Source organism: Streptomyces sp. NPDC048196 (assembly GCF_040652715.1).
In the GTDB taxonomy this organism is placed as follows: Bacteria; Actinomycetota; Actinomycetes; order Streptomycetales; family Streptomycetaceae; genus Streptomyces; species Streptomyces siderophoricus.
Window position 1 is genome coordinate 285,426 of sequence record NZ_JBEZMM010000004.1, and the last position, 25,632, is coordinate 311,057.

The 25,632-nt window shown below is 71.7% G+C and carries 15 protein-coding genes, 1 tRNA gene and 1 rRNA gene; 4 read left to right on the forward strand and 13 right to left on the reverse strand.

The features are described from left to right. Positions 1-68: 68 nt before the first annotated feature. Genes AB0E02_RS07995 through AB0E02_RS08005 form a run of 3 tightly spaced genes read left to right on the forward strand, consistent with a single transcriptional unit; the run spans position 69 to position 6,524 of the window. The gene (locus AB0E02_RS07995; RefSeq protein WP_362137137.1) at positions 69-4,892 is read left to right on the forward strand and encodes a DEAD/DEAH box helicase; all 4,824 of its coding nucleotides are present in this window, start codon (positions 69-71) and stop codon (positions 4,890-4,892) included. Positions 4,893-4,921: 29 nt separating this feature from the next. After that, positions 4,922-5,716: a DNA-formamidopyrimidine glycosylase family protein gene (locus AB0E02_RS08000; protein WP_362137138.1), complete on the forward strand. Its 795-nt coding sequence runs from the start codon at positions 4,922-4,924 to the stop codon at positions 5,714-5,716. A 31-nt stretch (positions 5,717-5,747) separates the two neighbouring features. Beyond that, complete coding sequence (locus AB0E02_RS08005; protein ID WP_362137139.1) at positions 5,748-6,524, forward strand: SDR family NAD(P)-dependent oxidoreductase; 777 nt, start codon at positions 5,748-5,750, stop codon at positions 6,522-6,524. Here AB0E02_RS08005 and AB0E02_RS08010 read toward each other — a convergent pair. The 10 genes from AB0E02_RS08010 to AB0E02_RS08055 all read right to left on the reverse strand — a co-directional run bounded on the left by AB0E02_RS08010 (position 6,472) and on the right by AB0E02_RS08055 (position 21,317). After that, the gene (locus AB0E02_RS08010) at positions 6,472-6,822 is read right to left on the reverse strand and encodes a hypothetical protein (protein ID WP_362137140.1); all 351 of its coding nucleotides are present in this window, start codon (positions 6,820-6,822) and stop codon (positions 6,472-6,474) included. The genes AB0E02_RS08005 and AB0E02_RS08010 overlap by 53 nt on opposite strands. Before the next feature lie 93 nt (positions 6,823-6,915). After that, on the reverse strand, positions 6,916-7,386 hold the full coding sequence (locus AB0E02_RS08015; RefSeq protein ID WP_030415590.1) for a DNA starvation/stationary phase protection protein: 471 nt from the start codon (positions 7,384-7,386) through the stop codon (positions 6,916-6,918). 296 nt (positions 7,387-7,682) lie between these two features. Then, entirely contained in the window at positions 7,683-8,066 is a 384-nt protein-coding gene (locus tag AB0E02_RS08020; RefSeq protein WP_362137141.1) for a helix-turn-helix transcriptional regulator, read from the reverse strand. Positions 8,067-8,160: 94 nt separating this feature from the next. Beyond that, entirely contained in the window at positions 8,161-8,697 is a 537-nt protein-coding gene (locus tag AB0E02_RS08025; protein ID WP_030415588.1) for a CinA family protein, read from the reverse strand. After that, entirely contained in the window at positions 8,694-9,344 is a 651-nt protein-coding gene (pgsA, locus tag AB0E02_RS08030) for a CDP-diacylglycerol--glycerol-3-phosphate 3-phosphatidyltransferase (RefSeq protein WP_362137142.1), read from the reverse strand. The genes AB0E02_RS08025 and pgsA overlap by 4 nt, the downstream gene beginning before the upstream one ends. Next, the gene (gene rimO, locus AB0E02_RS08035) at positions 9,341-10,852 is read right to left on the reverse strand and encodes a 30S ribosomal protein S12 methylthiotransferase RimO (RefSeq protein ID WP_362137143.1); all 1,512 of its coding nucleotides are present in this window, start codon (positions 10,850-10,852) and stop codon (positions 9,341-9,343) included. The genes pgsA and rimO overlap by 4 nt, the downstream gene beginning before the upstream one ends. 104 nt (positions 10,853-10,956) lie before the next feature. After that, positions 10,957-11,760: a RodZ domain-containing protein gene (locus AB0E02_RS08040; RefSeq protein WP_362137144.1), complete on the reverse strand. Its 804-nt coding sequence runs from the start codon at positions 11,758-11,760 to the stop codon at positions 10,957-10,959. A gap of 226 nt (positions 11,761-11,986) precedes the next feature. Further along, entirely contained in the window at positions 11,987-14,782 is a 2,796-nt protein-coding gene (locus AB0E02_RS08045; protein ID WP_362137145.1) for a DNA translocase FtsK, read from the reverse strand. A gap of 114 nt (positions 14,783-14,896) precedes the next feature. Beyond that, entirely contained in the window at positions 14,897-15,556 is a 660-nt protein-coding gene (locus AB0E02_RS08050; RefSeq protein WP_201809813.1) for a response regulator, read from the reverse strand. Positions 15,557-15,812: 256 nt separating this feature from the next. Continuing rightward, entirely contained in the window at positions 15,813-21,317 is a 5,505-nt protein-coding gene (locus AB0E02_RS08055; RefSeq protein WP_362137146.1) for a HAMP domain-containing protein, read from the reverse strand. 293 nt (positions 21,318-21,610) lie between these two features. On the opposite strand from AB0E02_RS08055, the gene AB0E02_RS08060 reads away from it, so the two are divergent. After that, positions 21,611-24,268, forward strand: a complete 2,658-nt coding sequence (locus AB0E02_RS08060; protein ID WP_362137147.1) for a SpoIIE family protein phosphatase — start codon at positions 21,611-21,613, stop codon at positions 24,266-24,268. A 169-nt stretch (positions 24,269-24,437) separates the two neighbouring features. Here AB0E02_RS08060 and AB0E02_RS08065 read toward each other — a convergent pair. From AB0E02_RS08065 to rrf, 3 genes are all read right to left on the reverse strand, one after another. Then, positions 24,438-24,510 (reverse strand) — tRNA-Thr (locus AB0E02_RS08065). A gap of 60 nt (positions 24,511-24,570) precedes the next feature. Then, positions 24,571-25,248: a DegT/DnrJ/EryC1/StrS family aminotransferase gene (locus AB0E02_RS08070; protein ID WP_030415580.1), complete on the reverse strand. Its 678-nt coding sequence runs from the start codon at positions 25,246-25,248 to the stop codon at positions 24,571-24,573. 116 nt (positions 25,249-25,364) lie between these two features. After that, positions 25,365-25,481, reverse strand: a 5S ribosomal RNA gene (rrf, locus tag AB0E02_RS08075). Positions 25,482-25,632 lie beyond the last annotated feature (151 nt).

Here is a 25,632-nt window from a genome sequence, read left to right on the forward strand (position 1 = left end):
GCGGGCGGGGCGGTCCGCCGGCGACCGGTGGGGCCGCGTTGTCAGTGGTCCGGTGCACGATGGGGAACATGGCCAAGGCAGCGCTCGACTCGTTCTCGCCGGCGACCCGCGAATGGTTCGCCGGGGCGTTCCGCGCGCCCACCGCCGCGCAGGAGGGCGCCTGGCAGGCGATCGGCGCGGGCTCGGACGTCCTGGTGGTCGCGCCGACGGGCTCCGGCAAGACGCTCGCCGCGTTCCTGGCGTCGCTGGACGCGCTGGCGTCCACACCGCCGCCCGCGGAGCCCAGGAAGCGCTGCCGTGTGCTGTACGTGTCGCCGCTGAAGGCGCTGGCCGTCGACGTGGAGCGCAATCTGCGCAGCCCCCTGACGGGCATCCGGCAGGAGTCCGTCCGGCTGGGCCTGCCGGAGCCGGACATCCGGGTCGGGATCCGTTCCGGGGACACGCCCCCGGCGGAGCGCCGGGCGATCGCCAACCGCCCGCCGGACATCCTCATCACGACGCCCGAGTCGCTGTTCCTGATGCTGACGTCCTCGGCGCGGGAGGCGCTGGCGGGCGTCGAGACGGTGATCGTGGACGAGGTGCACGCGGTCGCCGGCACGAAGCGCGGGGCGCATCTGGCGCTGTCCCTGGAGCGGCTGGACGAGCTGCTGGACCGTCCGGCGCGCCGGATCGGGCTGTCGGCGACGGTGCGCCCGGTGGAGGAGGTGGCCCGCTATCTGTCGCCGCGGCGCCGGGTGGAGATCGTCCAGCCGCCGTCGGGGAAGCGCTTCGAGTTGTCGGTGGTCGTCCCGGTGGAGGACATGGGCGAGCTGGGCAGCGCCCCGGTCCGGGAGGGCGAGACCGGTGAGAAGCCGTCCATCTGGCCGCAGGTCGAGGAGCGGATCGCCGATCTGGTGCAGGCGCACCGCTCGACGATCGTCTTCGCCAACTCGCGCCGCCTGGCGGAGCGGCTGTGCAACCGCCTCAACGAGATCGCCTACGAGCGGACGACCGGGACGGCGCCGCCCGAGCACCACTCCCCCGCGGAGCTGATGGCCGAGGCCGGTGCCGCGAAGGGCGCGCCGCCGCTGCTGGCGCGGGCGCACCACGGCTCGGTGTCCAAGGAGCAGCGCGCCCAGGTGGAGGAGGACCTGAAGGCGGGCCGGCTGCCGGCCGTGGTCGCCACGTCCAGTCTGGAGCTGGGCATCGACATGGGCGCGGTCGATCTGGTGGTGCAGGTGGAGTCGCCGCCGTCGGTGGCGTCCGGTCTGCAGCGGGTGGGCCGGGCCGGCCATCAGGTCGGGGCGGTGTCGACGGGCATCGTGTTCCCGAAGTACCGCGGCGATCTGGTGCAGGCGGCCGTGGTGACGGAGCGGATGCGGACCGGCGCCATCGAGGCGCTGCGGGTGCCCGCCAATCCGCTGGACGTGCTCGCCCAGCAGGTCGTGGCGATGGCGGCGATGGACACCTGGGACGTGGAGGAGCTGCTGGCCGTCGTCCGGCGGGCGGCGCCGTTCGCCGCGTTGCCGGAGTCGGCGTTCCGGTCCGTGCTGGACATGCTCGCCGGCCGCTATCCCTCGGACGCGTTCGCCGAGCTGCGGCCGCGCCTGGTGTGGGACCGGGTCGCCCAGACGGTCACCGGGCGGCCCGGGGCCCAGCGGCTGGCCGTGACGTCGGGCGGCACGATCCCGGACCGCGGCCTGTTCGGCGTGTTCCTGGCGGGCGGCGACTCCGGCAAGGGGGGCGGCGGGCGCCCATCGGACACTGCGGCGCGCAGCGCCTCCACTCGGGGTGGTGGTGGGCGACGGGTGGGCGAGCTCGACGAGGAGATGGTCTACGAATCCCGGGTCGGCGACGTCTTCACGCTCGGTACGACGTCCTGGCGGATCGAGGACATCACCCGGGACCGGGTGCTGGTCACGCCCGCCCCCGGAGTGCCCGGCCGGCTGCCGTTCTGGAAGGGCGACCAGCTGGGCCGCCCCCTGGAGCTGGGGCGGGCGCTGGGCGCGTTCCTCAGGGAGATCGGGGCCGCCGACCCGGAGGAGGCGCGGAGCCGGCTGGCCGCGGCCGGGTTGGACGACTGGGCGGTCTCCAATGTGCTGGGCTATCTCGCCGAGCAGCGGCAGGCCTGCGGTCATGTCCCCGATGACCGCACGATCGTCGTCGAGCGGTTCCGCGACGAGCTCGGCGACTGGCGGGTGGTCATCCACTCCCCGTTCGGCGCGCAGGTGCACGCCCCGTGGGCGCTGGCCCTCGGCTCCCGGCTGGCCGAGCGCTACGGCCTGGACGCCCAGGTGATGCACGCCGACGACGGCATCGTGCTGCGTCTGCCGGACGCCGACCTGATGGGCCTCGACCTCCTCGACGGGGACGGCGGGTTCGGCGCGGCCGGCGACCCGGGGCTGGGTGCGCGCGGCGCGGAGTACGACCCGGAGCAGTCCCCGGTGGGGGCCGCCGATGTCGCCTTCGATCCGGGCGACGTCGATCAGCTGGTCACGGACCAGGTGGGCGGCTCGGCGCTGTTCGCCTCCCGGTTCCGCGAGTGCGCCGCCCGCGCCCTGCTGCTGCCGCGCCGCAACCCCGGCAAGCGCACCCCGCTGTGGCAGCAGCGGCAGCGCGCGGCCCAACTGCTCCAGGTGGCCAGCGAGTTCGGGTCGTTCCCGATCGTGCTGGAGGCCGTCCGCGAATGCCTCCAGGACGTCTTCGACGTGCCCGGTCTGACGGAGCTGATGGGCGACCTCGAAGCCCGCCGGGTCCGCCTGGTGGAGGTCACGACCCCCGAGCCGTCCCCGTTCGCCCGCTCGCTGCTGTTCGGCTACGTCGCCCAGTTCCTGTACGAGGGCGACTCCCCGCTCGCCGAGCGGCGGGCCGCCGCGCTGTCGCTGGACTCGCGGCTGCTCGCCGAGCTGCTGGGCCAGGCCGAGCTGCGCGAGCTGCTGGACGCCGAGGTGCTGGCCGAGCTGGAGCGCGAGCTGCAGTGGCTTTCGGAGGACCGCCGGGTCAAGGACGCGGAGGGGGTGGCCGACGTCCTGCGGCTGCTGGGGCCGCTGACCGACGCCGAGCTGGTCGAGCGCGGCGCGGATCCGGCCTGGCCGCGGGAGCTGGCCGCCGCCCGGCGGGCCATCTCGGTGCGGATCGCCGGCGCCGACCACTGGGCCGCGGTCGAGGACGCCGGCCGGCTGCGGGACGCCCTCGGCACGGCGCTGCCGGTCGGCGTCCCGGAGTCGTTCACGGAACCGGTCAAGGATCCGCTGGGCGATCTGCTGTCCCGCTTCGCCCGTACGCACGGCCCGTTCACGTCCGAGCAGGCGGCCGCCCGCTTCGGGCTGGGCACCGCGGTCACGGACGGCGCGCTGCACCGCCTCGCCGCCGCCGGCCGCGTCGTCCAGGGCGAGTTCCATCCGGCGGGCATCGGCCAGGAGTGGTGCGACGCCCAGGTGCTGCGCAGACTGCGCCGCCGTTCGCTGGCCGCGCTGCGCGAGGAGCTGGAGCCGGTGCCGCCGGCGGCGCTCGCCGCGTTCCTGCCCCAGTGGCAGCATGTCGCCGCGCCGCGCCCGGCCCCGGTGAGCGGCCCGCCGGCGCCGTCCGGCGGAGCGTCGCACAGCCTGCGCGGCATCGACGGGCTGGTGCGCGCCGTCGAACAGCTGCAGGGCGCGCCGGTGCCGGCCTCGGCCCTGGAGAAGCTGGTGCTGCCGTCCCGCGTCGGTGGGTACACCCCGGCCATGCTGGACGAACTGACCGCGACCGGTGAGGTGTTGTGGGCCGGTGCCGGTGCGCTGCCCGGCAAGGACGGCTGGCTCTCGCTGCATCTCGCCGACACGGCTCCGCTGCTGTTGCCACCGCCGCTCCCGCTGGAGCTGACCGCCCTCCATGAGTCGCTGCTGGCCGCGCTCGCCCCCGGGTACGGCCTGTTCTTCCGTCAGCTCGCCGACCAGGTCCGGGCGACCACCCACCCCGAGGTGACCGATCCCCAACTGGCCGACGCGCTCTGGGACCTGGCCTGGTCGGGCCGGCTGACCAATGACACCCTCGCCCCGCTGCGGGCGCTGCTCGGCTCGGGGCGTACGGCCGGTTCGACGGCGCACCGCGCCCGGCGCGCCGTCCCCCGCGGGCGGTACGGCTCGCTGGCCATGGCCGCGGGCCATGGCGGCCGGCCCACGGCGTCGCGGTCAGGCCCGCCGACCGTCGGCGGCCGCTGGTCGCTGCTCCCCGCTCCCGAGCCGGACCCCACCCACCGCGCGCACGCCCTGGCCCGTACGCTCCTGGACCGGCACGGCATCGTCACCCGCGGGGCGGTCGCGGCCGAAGGGGTCGAGGGCGGTTTCTCCGCGGCGTACCGCGTCCTGGCCGCGTTCGAGGAGTCCGGCCAGGCCCGCCGCGGCTATGTCGTCGAGGGGCTGGGCGCCGCCCAGTTCGCGATGGACGGTGCGGTGGACCGGCTGCGCGCGGTGAACACCCAGCGGGAGCGCACCGTCGACGAGGCGCTGCCGGACGGCGGTCCGCAGCGGCGCGGGGGTCCGCAGCGGGCCGTGGTGCTGGCCGCCGCCGATCCGGCCAATGCCTACGGCGCCGCCCTGTCCTGGCCCGATCCGCCCGAGGGCTCGACCCACAAGCCCGGCCGGAAGGCGGGCTCCATGGTGGTCCTGGTCGACGGTGAGCTGACGCTCTACATGGAGCGCGGCGGCAAGACCCTGCTGATGTGGCCGCTGGGCCAGGACCCGGCCGGGGCCGCGACGGACCCCCGGCTGCGGACCGCGGTGGAGGCGCTCACCGACGCCGCCCGGGCAGGCGCGCTGGGCACGATCACCACCGAGCGCATCAACGGCACCGCGGCCCTCACCTCCCCGTTCGCCGCCGTCCTGGAGTCCGCGGGCTTCCACCCGACGCCGCGGGGGCTGCGGCTGCGCGGCTGACGGCGCCGGCGGACCGGCATGATGGGGGCATGCCCGAAGGTGACACCGTCTGGCGGCTGGCGCAGCGGCTGCACGAAGCGCTCGCCCGCCGGCCGCTGACCCGCTGCGACCTGCGGGTGCCCAAGCTCGCGACGGTGGACCTGACCGGCCGCGAGGTGCAGGCGGTGGTCTCCCGCGGCAAGCATCTGCTGACCCGTTTCGAGGGCGGCCTCACCCTCCACTCCCATCTGCGGATGGACGGGGCCTGGCAGATCTACGGTCCCGCCGAGCGCTGGCGCGGCGGGCCGGCCCATCAGATCCGGGCGATCCTCGGCACGGCGGAGCGCACCGCGGTCGGCTACCGTCTCCCGGTCCTCGATCTGCTGCCGACGGCCGAGGAAGGGCGGGTCGTCGGTCATCTGGGGCCCGATCTGCTGGGCCCCGACTGGGATGCCACGGAGGCGCTGCGCCGGCTGCTCGACGCCCCGCGGCGGCCGCTCGGCGAGGCCCTGCTCGACCAGCGCAATCTGGCCGGCATCGGCAACGTCTTCAAGTCGGAGCTGTGCTTCCTGCTGCGCGCCTCGCCCTGGCTGCCCGTGGGCGAGCTGCCGGCGCCGGAGCGGGCGCCGGCGCTCGCCAAGAAGCTGCTGGAGGCGAACAAGCGGCGCCCGGCGCGTACCACCACGCCCAGCGCCCGCCCGGACCGCCGGCTGTGGGTCTACGGCCGGGCCGGCCGCCCCTGCCTGCGCTGCGGTACACCGGTCCGCTCCGCCGACCAGGACCCCGCGGCCGAGGAACGCGTCACCTACTGGTGCCCTCGCTGCCAGCCCGACACAGACAATTGACGACCCGTCAGCTCGGGCCTACCCTCCCGACATGCCCCTGCCCGCGTACGACCTCACGGGCCGCACCGCGATCGTGACCGGCGCGGCGAACGGTATCGGCCGTGCCACCGCGGCGCTCCTCGCCGCGGCCGGTGCCACGGTGCACTGCGCGGACCTCGACGAACGGGGCGCGCAGGCGACCGCCGCGGCACTCACCGCAGCCGGCGGCACCGCGCACGCCCACCGCGTCGACGTCACCCGCCGGGCCGAGGTCGCCGCCGTCGTCGATGCGGCCCGCTCGGCCTCCGGCCGGCTCGACGTGCTGGCGAACATCGCCGGAATCATGCACTCCGCCCCCGTCCTGGAAACCGCGGACGAGGACCTGGACCGGGTGTGGAACACCAACTTCAAGGGGGTGCTGTACGGCTGCCAGGAGGCCGCCCGGGCGATGATCGCCACCGGCACCCGCGGCTCCCTCGTGACCATGGCCTCCGGTGCGATCGACACCGGCGCACCCGGCCTGCTCTCCTACGGGGCCGCGAAGGCCGCCGTCGTGCAACTGACCAGGACGCTGGCCACCGAGGTCGGCCGGCACGGCATCCGCGTCAACGCCGTCGCGCCGGGCTGGATCCGCACCCCGATGACCGACCGCCCCACCGAGGAGGCGCAGCGGCGGGCGGAGGCGCCGATGATCCGGATGTCACCGCTGGGGCGGGTGGGAGAGCCGGTGGAGGTCGCGCACGCCGTGCTGTACCTCGCGTCGGACGCCTCGTCCTTCACGACCGGCCAGATCCTCCGCCCCAACGGCGGCGTCGCCATGCCGTGGTGAACGCCATCCGGGCCCGCCGGAGCACGGCCCGCCGGCGCCGGGACTCGTTCCGGCCCGTCCACGGCACGCAGTGCACCGGCAGCAGGCTCAGGCCCCAGCCGCCGAGCGCCACGGCGCCCTCGACCAGGCCCGCCGTCTGCGGCCAGAACGCCAGCCGGAGCACGGCGCACCACCACAGCCCCCCGACGAGGGTCGCGGATATCCGGCGCCCCGGGACGGCCCACGGACGACGGCCGGCCGGCTCACCCTCCGGGAGCCGGCCGGCCGGTCCGCGGGCCGCGGTTCCACGCCACGCCATGGCTGCCTCCTCCGGCCGACGCTAGACGGGCCCGCCGTCGGCGGGGAGAGCGCACCGGCGCGTTTGCGGCGCGCGGAACCACCACGGGCACCGTCAGTGGGCCTCCGCCTGGAACATCCAGTGGTGCTTCTCCAGGTCGGCGGTCAGGCCGATCAGGATGTCCTGGGTGACCGGGTCCGGCTCGTCGGTGGCGATGATCCGCTCGCGCATCCGCCCGATGACCGCGCCCAGGGCGTTGACCATGGCCCGCACCACGTCGCCGTCCTTGATCCAGCCGTCCTGCACCTCGTTGATGCCGCTGGTCTTGGCGACGGTGGCGGCCCGGCCGTCCGGGGACACCCCGATCGCGGCCGCCCGCTCGGCCACCGTGTCCATATGCGTCCGTGCGCTGGCGACCACCTCGTCCAGCTGGAGGTGCACGGAGCGGAACCGCGGGCCGACGACGTTCCAGTGGACCTGCTTGGCGACGAGGGAGAGGTCCACCAGGTCGACGAGGGCGCCCTGCAGGGCGGTCCCCACGATGCCGCGGGCTTCGTCGGACAGCGTGCTCTTGACGACAGACATCCAGATACTCCTGTTCAAACGGGGATCGAGCCCGACCGGACCCGATCGAGCCGCGCACGGTCCGGATGACCGGTCCGGGTGACCGATGCGGCCGACCGGTCCGGGTGATCGATCCAGGTGGGCGCGTCCCAGGGGCGATCCCGACAGCAATTCGGACCATTTGTCCGATTTAGCCATCGTACAAATGAATCGAGCTTTCTGAGCGGGCCGGGTGATCCGCCGGGCCTCCCCGGACAGCACGGAGCCCCGGCGGGCTGCTGCCCGCCGGGGCTCCGGAACGCCTGTGAACAGGTGTGTCAGGCCGCGACGACATCCACGACGTCGGCCGGGGACTTGATCGTCACGCGCTCCTCCGGGACGCCGGCCAGGGACGTGACGGACACCGAATTGAGCTTCGGCCGCACCGGTGCCGGCACCGCATCGCTCGCGGCCGCGGACGCGGCCAGCTCGGCGAGCGCCAGCTCGTCGCTGACCTCCCGCATCAGCTCGGACATGCGCACGTCCAGCGCGTCACAGATCGCCGAGAGCAGCTCGGAGGAAGCCTCCTTCTGCCCCCTCTCGACCTCGGACAAATAGCCGAGCGACACCCGGGCGGAGGACGAGACCTCGCGCAGGGTTCGGCCCTGGCGCTGACGCTGTCGGCGCAGAACGTCACCCAGCAGGCGACGAAGCAGAATCATCGCTGGCTCCCTCCTCGGACCTCGGATCCGGATCCTTCTCGCCCCACCGTACCGCCTCGGGCCGCGGCCGTGCCGGGCGCAAGTACGTGTTCACTCAGGGCTGCAAACATCCATTCCCCCCGTGTTGTTCCGTATCCTGTGCCCGCGCATTTTCTGTCAGTTCGCTCAACAACAGTGCGAGCACCGCGTCAATGGTGTCCCGGCGGATCCGGTCACGATCCCCCGTGAACGCCAGCCGGCGCACCTCGCCGGCACCGTCCGGTCCCTGCACCGCGACGAAAACGGTGCCCACCGGCTGCCCGTCCTGCGGATCGGGTCCGGCGACGCCCGTCGTGGCGATGCCCCAGTCGGCACCCAGCACCCTGCGCACACCGGCCGCCATCTGCCGGGCGACCTCGCCGTCCACGGCTCCGCGCGCGGCCAGCAGGGCGCCGTCGACGCCCAGTACGTCCCGCTTGAGGTCGGTTGCGTACGCGGTGATCGAGCCGCGCAGCACCCGCGAGGCCCCGGGGACCGCGGTCAGCGTGCCGGCCACCAGGCCGCCGGTCAGCGACTCCGCCACGGCCAGGCTCTGTCCCCGCCCGGCGAGCAGCTCCAGCGCCCCGGCCGCGGCAGAACCCGGCCCGGTCACCGGACGGTGTCCTGTTCGGCCCGGGCGGCCCGCTCCCGCGCCAGCCCGGCCCGGCGCAGCACGACGGCCTGCCGGACGTAGTCGAGTCCGGTCGCGACCGTCAGCACCACGGCCGCCGCCATCACCCACCAGCGGAAGGTCGCCAGCGGCCCGGTCAGGACCAGGACGTACATCCCGACCGCGGTGCCCTGCGCCAATGTCTTGATCTTGCCGCCACGGCTGGCCGGAATCACACCATGCTTGATCACCCAGAAGCGCATCAGCGTGATGCCGAGCTCCCGGAAGAGGATCACGCCCGTCACCCACCAGGGCAGATCACCGAGCACCGACAGGCAGATCAGCGCCGCGCCCATGATCGCCTTGTCCGCGATCGGGTCGGCGATCTTGCCGAAGTCGGTGACCAGGTTGTACGTGCGCGCCAGATGTCCGTCGAAGACATCGGTGATCATGGCGATCGCGAAGGCGGCCCAGGCGAAGGCACGCCAGGCCCGATCGGTCCCGTTGTCGTGCATCAGCAGCAGCACGAAGGCGGGGACCAGCACCAGCCGCAGCATCGTCAGGACGTTGGCGATGTTCCACAGCCCGGCCTGCCGGACGGCCGGCGACGTGCGCGGGCCACCCGCTGCGGAAGCCGGGACTCCGGTCATCTGGCCGCCTCCTCGGTACACGACGTGCCGTCCACCGACAGCACCTCCGCCACCAGGTCCACGCCCTCGCTCGCCACCACCTTTGCTTCGACCATACGACCGGGCGCCAGCTCCTGGCCGGTCGAGAGCAGGGTCACGCCGTCGGTCTCCGGCGCCTGGTGCGCGGCCCGCCCGACGAGACCGTCCTCCTCGTCGTCACGGTCGACCAGCACCCGCACCGTCTCGCCGATCCGCTCCTCGGCGCGCTGCGCGCCGAGCTCCTCGGCCAGCCGCGACACCCGCGCCAGCCGCTCAGCGACCTCGTCCGGGTCGAGCTTGTTCTCGTACGACGCGGCCTCGGTGCCGTCCTCGTCGGAGTAGCCGAAGACGCCGATGGCGTCGAGCCGGGCCTCGGTGAGGAAGCGCTCCAGCTCTGCCAGGTCGCCCTCGCTCTCCCCGGGGAAGCCCACGATGAAGTTGGACCGGACACCGGCCTGCGGCGCCTTCGTACGGATCTGCGCGAGCAGCTCCAGGAAGCGGTCGGTGTCGCCGAAGCGCCGCATCGCCCGCAGCACACCGGGCGCCGAGTGCTGGAAGGAAAGATCGAAGTAGGGCGCGACCTTGTCGGTCCCGGTCAGGACGTCGATCAGACCCGGTCGCATTTCGGCCGGCTGCAGATAACTGACCCGGATCCGCTCGATGCCGTCGACGGCCGCCAGCTCGGGCAGCAGCGTCTCCAGCAGGCGGATGTCGCCGAGGTCCTTGCCGTAGGAGGTGTTGTTCTCGGAGACCAGCATGATCTCCTTGACGCCCTGCTCGGCCAGCCAGCGGGTCTCGCCGAGCACATCGGAGGGCCGGCGGGAGATGAACGAGCCGCGGAAGGACGGGATGGCGCAGAACGTGCAGCGCCGGTCGCAGCCGGAGGCCAGCTTCACCGAGGCCACCGGGCTGCTGCCGAGGCGGCGGCGCAGCGGGGCGCGCGGCCCGGAGGCGGGCGCGATGCCCTCCGGCAGGTCCTCGGGCGGGGCGGCCGGCGCCTCGGCCTGGGCGTGGCCGGGCAGCGCGACCCCGGCGGAGCCCTGTCGCTCGGCCGGGCTGATCGGCAGCAGCTTGCGGCGGTCGCGCGGGGTGTGCGAGGCGTGGACGCCGCCGCTCAGGATGGTCTGCAGCCGGTCGGAGATGTCGGCGTAGTCGTCGAAACCGAGCACGCCGTCGGCCTCGGGCAGCGCCTCGGCGAGCTCCTTGCCGTAGCGCTCGGCCATGCAGCCGACGGCGACCACGGCCTGGGTTCTGCCGCCGCCCTCACGGGCCGCGGTCTTCAGATCGTTGGCTTCCAGCAGGGCATCGACGGAGTCCTTCTTGGCGGCCTCGACGAATCCACAGGTGTTGACGACGGCGACATCGGCATCGGCGGCTTCCTCGACCAGCTCCCAGCCGTCCGCCGCCAGGCGGCCTGCGAGCTCCTCCGAGTCCACCTCGTTACGGGCGCAGCCAAGGGTGACAAGGGCGACGGTACGGCGTTCGGGCATAGGGCTCAGCCTACTTCGTCCCGGACACCCCCTTCGCGCAGGTCTCCGCCGCCGCGGCCCAGGGGCCCCGCGCCGGGCGGCGGACGCGGTCCGGAGTGCGGCGCTCAGCCCGCCTGGGGGTCCCCCGGCGTGTAGCTGAGCCGCTCGACGGGCCCCTTCTCACCGATCTCCTTGACCTCTTTGCCGTTGACGTACAGCTGTACGACCGGCGCATTGCCGAGGACCAGGTCGATCCGCTTCTTGTCGGTGATCGTCTTGGACTCGCCCTGCTTGAGCAGGCTGTCCTCCAGCAGCTTGCCGTTGGCGTCCTTGGCGGAGACCCAGCTCTGGCCGTCCTTGGCAGTGACCTTGATCGTCACCTTGTCCTTCGGCAGCCCGGCGACCGCACTGTCGGACGGCTCCGGCAGCGGCGGCTTGATCGTCGAGGGGTGGCGGGTGGGCGCCGGCGCGGGCTTGGCGTGCGAATCGGACGCGATCGGACTGTTGTCGCTCTTGTCGCCGCCGGTGAAGAGCGTGAAGCCGGCGAAACCGACCACCGCGACGATCGCCGCGACCATCGCCGCCGTCCAGTTCGGCCGGCGCGGCTCGGAGCGGATCCGGTCCGCCTCGTAGATCGGGGCGGCCAGATCGGTCGGCGTCGGCCGACCGCCGTGCTCGGCGTCGAAGTGCGCGATCAGCGGGCCGGGGTCGAGCGAGACGGCGCGGGCGAGCGCTCTGATGTGCCCCCGGGCGTAGACGTCACCGCCGCAGCGCGAGAAGTCGTCCTGCTCGATCGCCTGCACGATGGGGATGCGCACCCGTGTCGTCGTACTGACCTCTTCGACGGTCAGTCCCGCGGCGACACGGGCCTGCTGGAGGGCGCGACCGACGGAAGGCCGGTCAGCTTCGGGGGAGTTGCCGATGGACACGGGCGGCGCCTTTCGAGCGTGTAGCCACCTGCTGGAAGCTCAGTCTAGGGGTGGAGCGAAAGGGTCGGGCAAGCGGGAGAGCTCGGTTTGTACGCCATCAGAACGCCCCGCGGGGGTGCCGTGCGGGTAGAGGATGAAGCATCGTTCCCTCGCCTCCCTCAACTTGACGTGTCGGCAGGAGAAACGGTTGCTTGCGTCTCCCGTACGGGTGACCCGGATGTCTGTGCTACTCCGTAGCCTCCCCCCGGATCACCGCCAGCACTCCGTCCAGTTCGTCAGGTTTCACAAGAACGTCACGAGCCTTCGACCCCTCGCTGGGCCCGACGATGTTGCGCGACTCCATCAGGTCCATCAGCCGGCCGGCCTTCGCGAAGCCCACCCGCAGCTTGCGCTGGAGCATCGACGTCGACCCGAACTGGGTGGAAACCACCAGCTCAGCGGCCTGACACAGCAGGTCGAGGTCATCGCCGATGTCCTCGTCGATCTCCTTCTTCTGCTTGCTGCCCACCGTCACGTCGTCCCGGAAGACCGGGGCCATCTGGTCCTTGCAGTGCTTGACCACGGCGTGGACCTCGGCCTCGGTGACGAACGCGCCCTGCATTCGGGTCGGCTTGTTCGCCCCCATCGGCAGGAACAGACCGTCGCCCTTGCCGATCAGCTTCTCGGCACCCGGCTGGTCGAGGATGACCCGGCTGTCGGCCAGCGAGGACGTGGCGAACGCGAGCCGCGAGGGCACATTGGCCTTGATCAGGCCGGTCACCACGTCGACGGACGGCCGCTGGGTGGCGAGCACCAGATGGATGCCGGCGGCCCGGGCGAGCTGGGTGATGCGGACGATGGAGTCCTCCACGTCGCGCGGCGCGACCATCATCAGGTCCGCCAGCTCGTCGACGATCACCAGCAGGTACGGGTAGGGCGACAGCTCCCGCTCGCTGCCCTCCGGCGCGCTGATCCTGCCGTCGCGCACCGCCTCGTTGAAGTCGTCGATGTGCCGGAAGCCGTAGGCCGCCAGGTCGTCGTAGCGCAGGTCCATCTCGCGCACCACCCACTGCAGCGCCTCGGCGGCCCGCTTGGGGTTGGTGATGATCGGCGTGATCAGGTGCGGGATGCCCTCGTAGGCGGTCAGCTCGACGCGCTTGGGGTCGACCAGCACCAGCCGGACGTCCTCCGGGGTGGCGCGCATCATCACCGAGGTGATCAGGCAGTTGATGCAGGACGACTTGCCGGAGCCGGTGGCGCCGGCCACCAGCATGTGCGGCATCTTCGCCAGCGAGTGCATGACGTACCCGCCCTCGACGTCCTTGCCGAAGGCCACCAGCATCGGGTCGTCGTCCTCGCCGGAGTCCGCGAGCCGCAGCACGTCGCCGAGGTTGACCATCTCGCGATCGGTGTTGGGGATCTCGATGCCGACCGCGGACTTGCCCGGGATCGGGCTGATGATCCGGACGTCGGGACTGGCCACCGCGTACGCGATGTTCTTCGCCAGCGCGGTGATCTTCTCGACCTTGACGGCCGGGCCCAGCTCGACCTCGTAGCGGGTGACCGTCGGGCCGCGGGTGAAGCCGGTGACCGCGGCGTCGACCTTGAACTCCTGGAAGACCGTGGTCAGCGCGGTCACTATGGCGTCGTTCGCGGCGCTGCGGGTCTTGCCCGGCCCGCCCCGGGAGAGCAGGTCCAGCGACGGCAGCGCATAGGTGATGTCCCCGGACAGCTGGAGCTGCTCGGCGCGCGGCGGCAGCTCGCCGGACGGCTCGGGCGGGGCCTTGGTGAAGTCCGGGACGGACGCGGTGGGCGGCTCCTCGGCAGGCGTCGGCTCCGGCTTCGGCGCGGCCCCGCGGGCCGGCGGGACCGTACCGCTCTCCCCCGCGGTGTCCGCGCCGCCGTGCTCGCGGTGCTCGGTCGAGATGCCGCTGCTGAGCCCGGCCACGAGCGGGGAGGGCTGGACGCCGTGCAGCACCGCGCCGTCCAGCGCGGCGGCGGCCGCGGCGGCCACGTCCACCGCGTCCATCGGCCGGTCCGCGGCGGGCTGTACCGAGCTCCGGCGCGGCCGGCGCCGCTTGGCCAGCGCCGCCTCCTCCAGGGAGTCCGGGTCGGCCGGGACGGGCGCCGCGGAGGGACGGCGACGGGGGCCGGGCGCGGGCTGCTCGCGCCAGTCGTCGGCGTACTCCTCGGCCTCGTCGAAGTCCACCTCCTCCAGGGGGTGCACCACGCCCAGCCGCACGCCGAGCGCCCGCAGCCGCTGCGGGATCGCGTTGACCGGGGTCGCGGTGACCACCAGCAGCCCGAAGACGGTCAGCAGCGCCAGCAGCGCCACGGCCAGGGTCTGGCCGACGGTGAAGATCAGCGGCTTGGAGGCGACCCACCCGAGGTAGCCGCCGGCGTCCTGTATGGCCGCGAAACCATCGCCGCGCCCCGGCGAGCCGCAGGCCATCGCGACCTGCCCGAGGACGCCGACGACCAGCGCCGACAGCCCGATGACGATCCGTCCGTTGGCCTCCGGCTGCTCCGGGTGCCGGATGAGCCGCACCGCGATGCCGCCGAGCAGTATCGGGACGACCAGGTCGAGACGGCCGAACGCGCCGGTCACCAGCAGCTCGACGAGGTCGCCGACCGGACCGGAGAGGTTGGACCAGGTGCCGGCCGCGATCACCAGTGCCAGACCGAGCAGCCCGAGGGCCAGACCGTCCTTGCGGTGCGCCGGGTCGAGGTTCTTCGCGCCGCGGCCCATCCCGCGGAACACCGCTCCGATGGCGTGGGCGATCCCCAGCCAGCAGGCGCGGACCAGGCGGTACACCCCGCCGGTCGGGGACGGTGCCGGTCTGGGCGGGGCCTTCTTGGCGGGCGCCTTCTTGGCCGGGGCCTTCTTGGCCGGGACCTTTTTCGCCGCGGCCTTCTTGGCGGGCGGTTTCGCGGGCGCCTTCTTCGCTGCGGTCTTCTTGGCCGCGCCCCCGGACCGTCCGGCGCGCTGCTTCGAGGGGCCCGCCGTGCTCTGGGTTCCCTTGCCGGACGTACGTGAGGCCATGGCGACGAGATTACAGGCGATCGCGGGCATGACACGAGCGCACGGCCCTTCACCCATCCGTGTCGCGCGCCCGTTTCATGAGGGGGCGTCAGCAGCCCGGCGGCCGCCCCGCGCTCACCCCGTGGCGGCCCCGGCACCCGGCTCCAGGGCGTCCAGCGCCCGGCGCAGCCCGGTGAGTTTGCGCTCCAGATGGGCCGCGGTGGCCACCGCCGCGGCGTCCGCGGTCTCGTCCAGCTGCTTGGACAGCGCCTCCGCCTGCTCCTCGACCGCCGCCAGCCGCGCGGACAGCTCGGCGAGCAGCCCCGCCGACTCCCTCGCCTCGTCGGCGCTGGGCCGGCCGCCCTCCAGCTGCAGCCTCAGCAGGGAGGCCTGCTCCCGCAGTTGGCAGTTCTTCATGTACAGCTCGACGAAGACCGAGACCTTCGCGCGCAGCACCCACGGGTCGAACGGCTTGGAGATGTAGTCCACCGCGCCGGCCGCGTAGCCGCGGAAGGTGTGGTGCGGACCGTGGTTGATGGCCGTGAGGAAGATGATCGGGATGTCACGGGTGCGCTCGCGCCGCTTGATGTGCGCGGCGGTCTCGAAACCGTCCATGCCCGGCATCTGCACATCTAGCAGAATCACCGCGAAATCGTCCGTGAGCAGTGCTTTGAGCGCTTCCTCCCCGGACGATGCCCGCACCAGTGTCTGATCGAGCGCGGAGAGGATCGCCTCCAGCGCCAGCAGATTCTCCGGCCGGTCATCGACCAGGAGGATCTTGGCCTTCTGCACCATGGCCCGTCCTCCTCGCCCCGGCAGTGAACCGGACGCCGCCCCAGGGGACGACTCCGTCATGCCGCCCGTCCTTGTGCCGGTCATGGTAGCTGCACCCCGCCTGTCGCCACACCCTGTCACCGCGATGTCACTGTGCACGTAGCAGAAACGCAGACAGAGACGAGAAGGTTCCCCGGATCCGGGGCCTCCACACGTCCGCCGCCACACTCCGTCAGCACGCGATGATCCTCATTCCGGCTCCATACTGGACGCCCTCTCACTCCGCGCGCATCCATTGCTCCATGACCGACAGCAGATGGTCGGTGTCCACCGGCTTGGTCACGTAGTCGGAGGCCCCGGAATCGATGCTCTTCTCCCGGTCGCCCTTCATGGCCTTCGCGGTCAGCGCGATGATCGGCAGCCCGGCGAACTGCGGCATCCGGCGGATCGCCGCGGTGGTCGCGTAGCCGTCCATCTCCGGCATCATGATGTCCATCAGGACCAGCACGATGTCGTCGTGCTGCTCCAGGACCTCGATGCCCTCCCGGCCGTTCTCCGCGTACAGCACCGACAGCCCGTGCTGTTCCAGGACGCTGGTGAGCGCGAAGACGTTGCGGATGTCGTCGTCGACGATCAGCACCTTCTCGCCCTGGAAGCCGCCCGCGAAGCCCGGCTCGACGAGGTCCTGGCCGTTGCCCAGCCAGGGCTCCTCGGCGGGCTGCCGCTCCGGCTGCGCGGGCGCCTGCGGGGCGGGCTGCGGCGGGCCGGACGGCTGCTGGCCGGGCAGCGCGAACCGCCGCTGGGACCCGGAAATCGCCCGCCGGCGGCGCCGGTTGAGGCTGCCGCCGCCCACCTCCCGGCGCGGCGGCTCCTCCGTCTCCTGGATCCCGGCCTCCGTCTCGCGCGCCTCCGCGTCCATCGCCAGCCCGCCGGCGACCAGCTGGGGGTAGCCCTGCGGCGGCAGCCCGCCCGGGTTGTGCGGCAGGTAGAGCGTGAAGGTGGAGCCGCGGTTGGGCTCGCTCTGGGCGTGGATCTCGCCGCCCAGCAGGCGGGCGATCTCCCGGCTGATGGACAGGCCCAGACCGGTACCGCCGTACTTGCGGCTAGTCGTGCCGTCCGCCTGCTTGAACGCCTCGAAGATGACCCGCATCTTGCTGGACGCGATGCCGATGCCGGTGTCGGTCACGGAGAACGCGATCATCTCGGCGTCCGGGTCGCGCAGCGAACCGTGTTCCAGCAGCTGTTCGCGGATGGCCACCGGGACGTCCGCGCCGGCCGGCCGGATGACCAGCTCGACCGCGCCGGTGTCGGTGAACTTCACCGCGTTGGACAGCAGGTTGCGCAGCACCTGCAGCAGCCGCTGCTCGTCGGTGTGCAGCGTGGCCGGCAGCTCCGGCGAGACCCGTACGGAGAAGTCGAGTCCCTTCTCCGCGGTCAGCGGCCGGAAGGTGGCCTCGACGTAGTCGACGAGCTGGACCAGCGCGATCCGCGTCGGGCTGACGTCCATCTTGCCTGCCTCGACCTTCGAGAGGTCCAGGATGTCGTTGATCAGCTGGAGCAGGTCACTGCCCGCGCCGTGGATCGTCTCGGAGAACTCGACCTGCTTCGGGGAGAGGTTCCCCTCAGCGTTGTCGGCCAGCAACTTGGCCAGGATCAGCAGCGAGTTGAGCGGGGTGCGCAGCTCGTGCGACATGTTGGCGAGGAATTCCGACTTGTAGCGCATCGAGACCGCGAGCTGCTCGGCGCGCTCCTCCAGGACCTGCCGGGCCTCCTCGATCTCGGTGTTCTTGACCTCGATGTCGCGGTTCTGCGCCCGCAGCTGCTCGGCCTTCTCCTCCAGTTCGGAGTTGGACAGCTCCAGCGCCTTCTGCCGGCTCTCCAACTCGCCCGAGCGCTCCTTGAGTTGCTCGGTCAGCTCCTGCGACTGCTTGAGCAGCACCTCGGTCTTGGTGTTGACCGAGATGGTGTTGACGCTGGTCGCGATCATCTCGGCGATCTGGCTGAGGAAGTCCTTCTGGATCTGGGTGAACGGCTGGAACGACGCCAGCTCGATCACGCCGAGCACCTTGTCCTCGAACAGCACCGGCAGCACGATCACGTTCGCCGGCGGCGCCTCACCCAGCCCCGAGGCGATCTTGAGGTAGCCGGAGGGCACGTTCTCCACCAGGATCGTGCGCTTCTCCTCGGCGGCCGTGCCGATCAGCGTCTCACCGGGCTTGAAGGTGGTGGGCATATTGCCGCCGGAGTAGCCGTACGAGCCCATCAGCCGCAGCTCGTACTCGCCCGACTCGCCGCCGTCCGCGCCGATCTCCTGGCTGTCCGGCTGCGCCGCAAGGAAGAACGCGCCGTGCTGCGCGGAGACCGCGGGCGACAGCTCGCTCATGATGAGCGTGGCGACGTCCTTGAGGTCGCGCCGGCCCTGCATCAGACCGGAGATCCGGGCGAGGTTGCCCTTGAGCCAGTCCTGCTCCTCGTTGGCGAGGGTGGTCTCGCGGAGCGTGGCGATCATGGTGTTGACGTTGTCCTGGAGCTCCAGGATCTCGCCGGCCGCGTCCACGTCGATCCGGACGTTGTGGTCGCCGAGGGTCACTGCCGCGGCGACCGCGGCGATGGCGCGCACCTGCCGGGTCAGGTTTCCGGCCATCTCGTTCACGGATTCGGTCAGGTCCCGCCAGGTGCCGGCCACGCCCCGCACCTGCGCCTGACCGCCCAGCTGGCCCTCCGTACCCACCTCGCGGGCCACCCTGGTGACCTGCTCGGCGAAGGACGACAGCTGGTCGACCATGGTGTTGATGGTGGTCTTCAGCGCGAGGATCTCGCCGCGCGCGTCGATGTCGATCTTCTTGGTCAGATCACCCTTGGCGATGGCGGTGGTGACCATCGCGATGTTGCGGACCTGGCCGGTCAGGTTGTTGGCCATCGAGTTCACGGACTCGGTGAGGTCCTTCCACGTCCCGGCGACGCCGGGGACACGGGCCTGACCGCCCAGGATGCCGTCGGTGCCCACCTCGCGGGCCACTCGCGTGACCTCGTCGGCGAACGACGACAGCGTCGTGACCATCGTGTTGACCGTGTCCGCGAGCTGCGCGACCTCGCCGCGCGCCTCGACCGTGACCTTCTTCGTCAGATCGCCGTTGGCGACCGCCGCGGAGACCTGCGAGATGTTCCGCACCTGGATGGTCAGGTTGTTGGCCATCAGGTTGACGTTGTCGCTGAGGTCCTTCCAGATGCCGGTGACGCCCGGGACCCGTGCCTGGCCGCCCAGTTGGCCTTCCGTACCGACCTCACGGGCGACCCGGGTCACCTGCTCGGCGAACAGCGACAGCTGGTCGACCATCGTGTTGACGGTCGTGACCAGTTCGAGGATCTCGCCCTTGGCGTCGACGGTGATCTTCTTCGACAGGTCACCGCGGGCGACCGCGGTCGTCACCTCGCCGATGTTGCGCACCTGCGACGTCAGGTTGTTCGCCATGAAGTTGACGGACTGGGTGAGGTCCTTCCAGGTGCCGCTGACGCCCTGCACCTCGGCCTGACCGCCCAGGATGCCCTCGGTGCCCACCTCGCGGGCGACCCGGGTGACCTGCTCCGCGAAGGACGAGAGCTGGTCGACCATGGTGTTCAGGGTGTTCTTCAGCTCCAGGATCTCGCCCCGGGCGTCCACGTCGATCTTCTGCGACAGATCACCGCGCGCGACGGCCGTGGCGACCTGCGCGATGTTGCGGACCTGGGCCGTGAGGTTGCCGGCCATGCCGTTCACGGAGTCGGTCAGATCGCGCCAGACGCCGGCCACACCGGGCACCTGCGCCTGACCGCCCAGCCGGCCGTCCGTACCGACCTCCCGGGCGACCCTGGTGACCTGCTCGGCGAACGCGGAGAGCTGGTCGACCATCGTGTTGATGGTGCTCTTCAGCTCCAGGATCTCGCCGCGGGCGTCCACGTCGATCTTCTGCGACAGGTCACCGCGCGCCACCGCCGTCGTCACCTGGGCGATCTGCCGCACCTGCGAGGTGAGGTTCCCCGCCATGAAGTTGACGGAGTCGGTCAGCTCCTTCCAGGTGCCGCTGACGCCGTCCACCCGGGCCTGTCCGCCCAGCCGGCCCTCCGTGCCGACGTCCCTGGCCATCCGCGTGACCTGGTCGGCGAACGACGACAGCTGGTCCACCATGGTGTTCACGGTGTTCTTCAGCTGGAGCATCTCGCCGGAGACGTCGACGGTGACCTTCTGCGACAGATCGCCGTTGGCGACCGCGGTCGTCACCTGCGCGATGTTGCGCACCTGACCGGTGAGGTTGCGGAACGCGGTGTTGACGGAGTCCGTGAGGTCCTTCCAGGTCCCCGCCGCCCCGGGCACCGCCGCCTGGCCGCCCAGCTCACCCTCGACGCCGATCTCCCGTGCCACCCGCGTCACTTCGGCACCGAACGCGGAGAGCTGGTCCACCATCGTGTTGACGGTGTTCTTCAACTCCAGCATTTCCCCGGCCACATCGACGGTGACCTTCTGCGACAGGTCGCCGTTGGCGACCGCCGTCGTCACCTGCGCGATGTCCCGCACCTGGGCCGTCAGGTTCCGGAAGGCGTTGTTCACCGAATCGGTGAGGTCCTTCCACGTGCCCGCGGCTCCCGGCACCTGCGCCTGCCCGCCGAGCTGCCCCTCGGCCCCGACCTCGTTCGCCACCCGCGTCACTTCGTCCGCGAAGGTCCGCAGCGTTTCGGTCATGGTGTTGATCGTGTCGGCGAGCTGGGCGACCTCGCCGCGCGCGCTGACCGTCACCTTCTGTGACAGGTCGCCGTTGGCCACGGCCGTGGTGACCTGGGCGATCCCGCGCACCTGAGCGGTGAGGTTGCCGGCCATGAGATTGACCGAATCCGTCAGGTCCTTCCACACCCCGGCCACACCGGGGACCTGGGCCTGACCGCCGAGCTCGCCCTCCGTACCGACCTCACGGGCGACCCGGGTCACCTCGGAGGCGAACGACGACAGCTGGTCCACCATCGTGTTGACGGTGTTCTTCAGCTCCAGCATCTCGCCGGCGACATGGACCGTCACCTTGCGCGACAGATCACCCTTGGCGACCGCCGTGGTGACCAGCGCGATGTCCCGGACCTGTGCGGTCAGCCGGGACGCCATGGTGTTGACGGATTCCGTGAGGTCCTTCCACGAACCCGACATTCCGCGCACCCGCGCCTGGCCGCCGAGCTTGCCCTCCGTGCCGACCTCACTGGCCACCCGCGTGACCTCGTCGGTGAACGCGGAGAGCTGGTCCACCAGGCCGTTGACCGTCCGGCCGACCTTCAAGAATTCACCGCGCAGGGGATGCTCCGAAGAACTGTCCGAACTGCGCGAACGAAGATCCATCCGCTGTTCCAGATCGCCCTCGGACACCGCCGAGAGCACCCGGCCGACCTCGGAAACCGGCCGTACCAGGTCGTCGACCAGCGCGTTCGAGGCATCGATGGCCGCGGCCCAGGAGCCTTCGGCGGCGCCGACCTCCAGCCGTTCCGTGAGTTTTCCCTCACGTCCGACGACCCGGCGCACCCGCGCCAGCTCGCCCGTCAGATGCAGATTGCGGTCCGCGACCTCGTTGAAGACCGCCGCGATCTCCGACATGACGCCGTCGCCGGAAACCGTGAGCCGCTTGCGGAAGTTCCCGTCCCGCATGGCGACCAGAGCGACCAACAGCCGATTCAGCGCAGCCGTATCCACCTCGGTCGTCCCGTTGCTCCGGGAACGTCCGCCTTTCGCGCGCGTGCTTACGCCCCGCGCCGCTGCGCCAGACTCCACCGTGTCCCTCCCGCAGGGTCGACCGTTCTACCCGGGCTTTCTCTTGATACTTGCCCAGTGTTTCACCATGGCCCAACCAGGCCATAACAGTTCGGCAGCATCGCACACCGTCCCACGTCACGATTGGGGCGGAAACACACGTGACCGGCATCCTCGGCCGCGGCGAAGGTAAGTAACCTGGCATACGGCTGTCCACCCGCCCCCGTGACCTCGCGTACGGGCGGGGGCACGAGCACACCAGGTATTTCCGGAGGGGCGCCGCGACCATGGGGGAGCAGATCACCGACACACGCATGAGGAGACCAGTGATCACCGCGCGGGCCGCCGCAACCTTCGAGCCGGTCGGGCGCTCGGTCGCCACCGCCCGTGCGTTCGTCCGCGACACCCTCCAGGGCTGGGGCTGCGCCGACATCATCGACGACGCCGTCGTCCTCACCAGCGAGCTGGTCACCAACGCCGTCGTGCACGCCGGCACCGCCGCGGACGTCCTGTGCCAGCGCGACGACGACGGCGTCAAGATCTCCGTCGCCGACCGTTACCCCGAACGGGAAATTCCGCTCCAGAACGCCGGCCAGGTCATCGTCCACCCGGACCGCGAGGGCGGCCGGGGACTGCTCCTGTGCGGCGCCCTCGCCGCCCGCTGGGGCGTCGAATACAGCGCGGCCCAGAAATACGTCTGGTTCCAGCTCGACCTGCCCGAGCGCCCCGCCGGCACCCGCTCCGCCGGCCCCGCCCTCCCCGTCGACGCCCTCCCGGTCACCGACAGCCGGGTCCGCGTCGCGGTGATCCAGATCGACCGCGGCGGCTGCATCAGCTTCTGGAACGAGGACGCCCAGGACCTCTTCGCCTACGATCCCGAGCAGGTCATCGGCAAACCCCTCACCGACTTCGCCGCCTGGCCGCACACCCCCGGCACCGGCACCGGCATCGCCGAGGCGCTCCAGCTGTCCCGCTGGGAGGGCTCCTACGGCATGCGCGGCGCCGACGGCCGGGTCATCCCCGTCTACGCCTCCCACCTGCGCGTCCGCGACGCCGACGGCGAGGCCTCCACGGTCTGCCTGCTGGTCCGCGACCACGAACGCGCGATCCTCCAGAGCCCCCAGCGCACCCCCGCCGGCGACACCGCCTCGCACACCGGCCAGGCCGCCCAGTCGGCGGCCCACCCCTCCGACCCGTTCGAGGTCTTCATCGGCTCGCCGGCCCCCGACGACCTCGACGGCCTGCTCCAGCGCACCGTCGAACGCGCCCGCGACATGCTCGACGGCGACGCCGCCTACCTCCTGCTCGCCACCGACGACGAGACCGAACTGGAGGTCCGCGCCTCCACGGGCCTGCCCTCCGCCCGCCAGCGCTTCGCCCGCGTCCCCGTCGAAGCCGGCTCCGGACGCTACGGCTCCGCCCGGATGCCCGCCGTCCACGAGGACCTCACCGCCGTCCCCGGCGCCGTCCCCCTGCTCAGCGGCACGGGCATGCGCTCCGTCGTCACCGTCCCCCTCAAGGTCGAAGGACGGCTGACCGGCTCCCTCGGGGTGGCCGCCGAAAACCCCGGCCGCTACACCAACGAAGAGGCCCTCCGCCTCCAGTTCGCCGCCGACCGCATCGCCCTCGCCGTCGAACGTGCCCGGCTGACCGAACTCGAAAAGCTCCGCCGCGGCTCGCTGTCCTTCCTGGTCGAGGCGTCCGACCTGCTGGCCGGCACCCTCGACCGCGACCAGACCCTGGCCCTGATGGCCCAGATGACGGTCCCCACCCTCGCCACCTGGTGCGCGGTCTACACCGTCGCCGACCAGGCCTCCGAACCCGAGCTGTCGTACGTCCTGCACGAGGACGAGGACCGCATCGACGGGCTGAAGACACTCCTGATGAAGGTCGACCCGCCCGAGCCGGTCCCCACCCCCGGCGCCCGCGTCTGGACCGCCCCCAGCGACGCCGCCCACGACGCCGCACTGCGCACCTCCATGCGCAGCCTCGGCCTGGGCAACGCCGCACGCCCCTCCAGCGGCCCCGGCGCCACCCTCGCCACCGCCTCCGCGGTCGGCGGCGAGACCGTCGTCCTCCCCCTGGTCGCCCGCAACCGCGTGATCGGCATGCTCACCCTCGGCAAGCCCACCGAGGAGCACTTCCGCCAGGAGATCCTCGAACTCGCCGAGGACCTCTCCCGCCGGGCCGCCCTCGCCCTGGACAACGCCCGCCTCTACTCCGAGCGCACGGCCATCAGCCAGTCCCTCCAGCGCAGCCTGCTGCCCCCGGAGCTGCCCGACATCGCCGGCGTCGAGGTCGAGGTCATCTACCGCGCGGCCGGTGAGGGCAACGAGGTCGGCGGCGACTTCTACGACCTCTTCCCGATCCGCGACGGCGCCTATGGCTTCGCCATCGGTGACGTCTGCGGCACCGGCCCGGAAGCCGCCGCCGTCACCGGCCTCGCCCGGCACGCCCTGCGCCTGCTCGCCCGCGAGGGCTTCGGCGGCCCCGCAGTCCTGGAGCGGCTCAACGCCGCCATCCTCGACGAAGGAGCCCGCAGCCGCTTCCTGACCCTCCTTTACGGCGAGCTCTGGCCCCAGGAAGACGGCAGCGCCCTCCTCAAGGTCGTCTGCGCCGGCCACCCGCTGCCGCTCCGGCTGCGCCAGGACGGCACGGTCGAACCAGCCGCCGAACCCCAGCCCCTGCTGGGCGTCATGGACGACCTCGAGCTGTACGAACAGACCGTCACCCTCGACCCGGGCGATGTCCTGCTGTGCGTCACCGACGGCGTCACGGAACGCCGCGAGGGCGCCCGCATGCTCGGCGACGACGGCCTCACCGACGTCCTGACGACCTGCACCGGCCTGACCGCCGGCGCCGTCGCCGCCCGCGTCCTGCGTGCCGTGGAACGCTTCGCCGCCGAACCGGCCTCCGACGACATGGCCATCCTCGCCATGCGCGTCCCCGAGCCCCAGCCCCAGACCGCCTGACCCCGGGGCGGGCCACCCACCGTGGTGCCCCGCCCCACACCCCCACGGCCGCCCGGGCCCCACAGGGCCCGGCCTATATCGCGCACGGAATTGAGGCGACTTGAGGCCCCTCACCCGCGGCCACATACGACAAAGGCCCCCGCCATTCGGCGAGGGCCTTTGCCTCTTGAGCCCCAATACGGAATCGAACCGTAGACCTTCTCCTTACCATGGAGACGCTCTGCCGACTGAGCTATTGGGGCCGGCAACAGAAAGAATATTACCCCAACTCCGCGGCGCTCACGAACCACCCCGGCCCGCTCCTAAAAGGCCGGCTGCAGCAATCCCCCCAACGCATTGCACGCACCGACCATCTTCTGCAGCTCCCGCCGCGACATCCCGGCGTGCACCGGCAGCGTCAACGTCTCGTCCACCGCCCGCTCGGTCTCCGGCAGGAACACGTCCCGCCGCAGCCCCGGCAGCCGGTACACCGGCGCCTGCACCGGCACCCGGCACCCAACGCCCTTGGCCCGCAAGGTACGTGCGAACGCATCCCGGTCCGGCCGGCCGTTCCCCGGCACCCGCACCACGTACTGCGCGTACAGGTGCCCCGACGCCGGCGCCGGCGTCCGGACCCCGCTGAGCCGCTCGTCCAGATACGCCGCATGCGCCCGACGCAGCTCCGTACCCGCCGGATCCGCCCCGGCCTCGTCCTCCACCAGCACCAACAACCCGTGCCGCTGCCCCACTTCACGCAGCCGCCCGACCTCCGCCGGCCGCCCGAACTTGTGGACCGCCACGACCGCCACGGTCCGACTGGACACCACGTCGGCCACCGACGCCGGGTCCAGGCAGTAGCTGTCCGCGTCCACGTCGGCAAATACCGGCACCGCGCCCAACTCCACGACGGCCCGGGCCACTTCGGCGTTGCCGTACGCCGGCACCACGACCTCATCCCCGGTCCGCACACCGGCCGACTTGAGCGTTCCCACAGTCCGCATGGGGCGGATCCTTGTCAGATGAGGTGAACGTCGAGTTACGCCCACCCCCCGAAAATCGGAACAAAAAAGCTCCGGTCCCTGAACCACGAGGGTTCAGGGACCGGAGCTGAAGAATTGTTCGGCGGTGTCCTACTCTCCCACAGGGTCCCCCCTGCAGTACCATCGGCGCTGAAAGGCTTAGCTTCCGGGTTCGAAATGTAACCGGGCGTTTCCCTAACGCTATGACCACCGAAACACTATGAAGTTAACCAACCGGAATCATGACTCAACGGTCGTTACTTCAGAACCTACACAGTGGACGCGAGCAACTGAGGACAAGCCCTCGGCCTATTAGTACCAGTCAACTCCACACCTTACGGCGCTTCCATATCTGGCCTATCAACC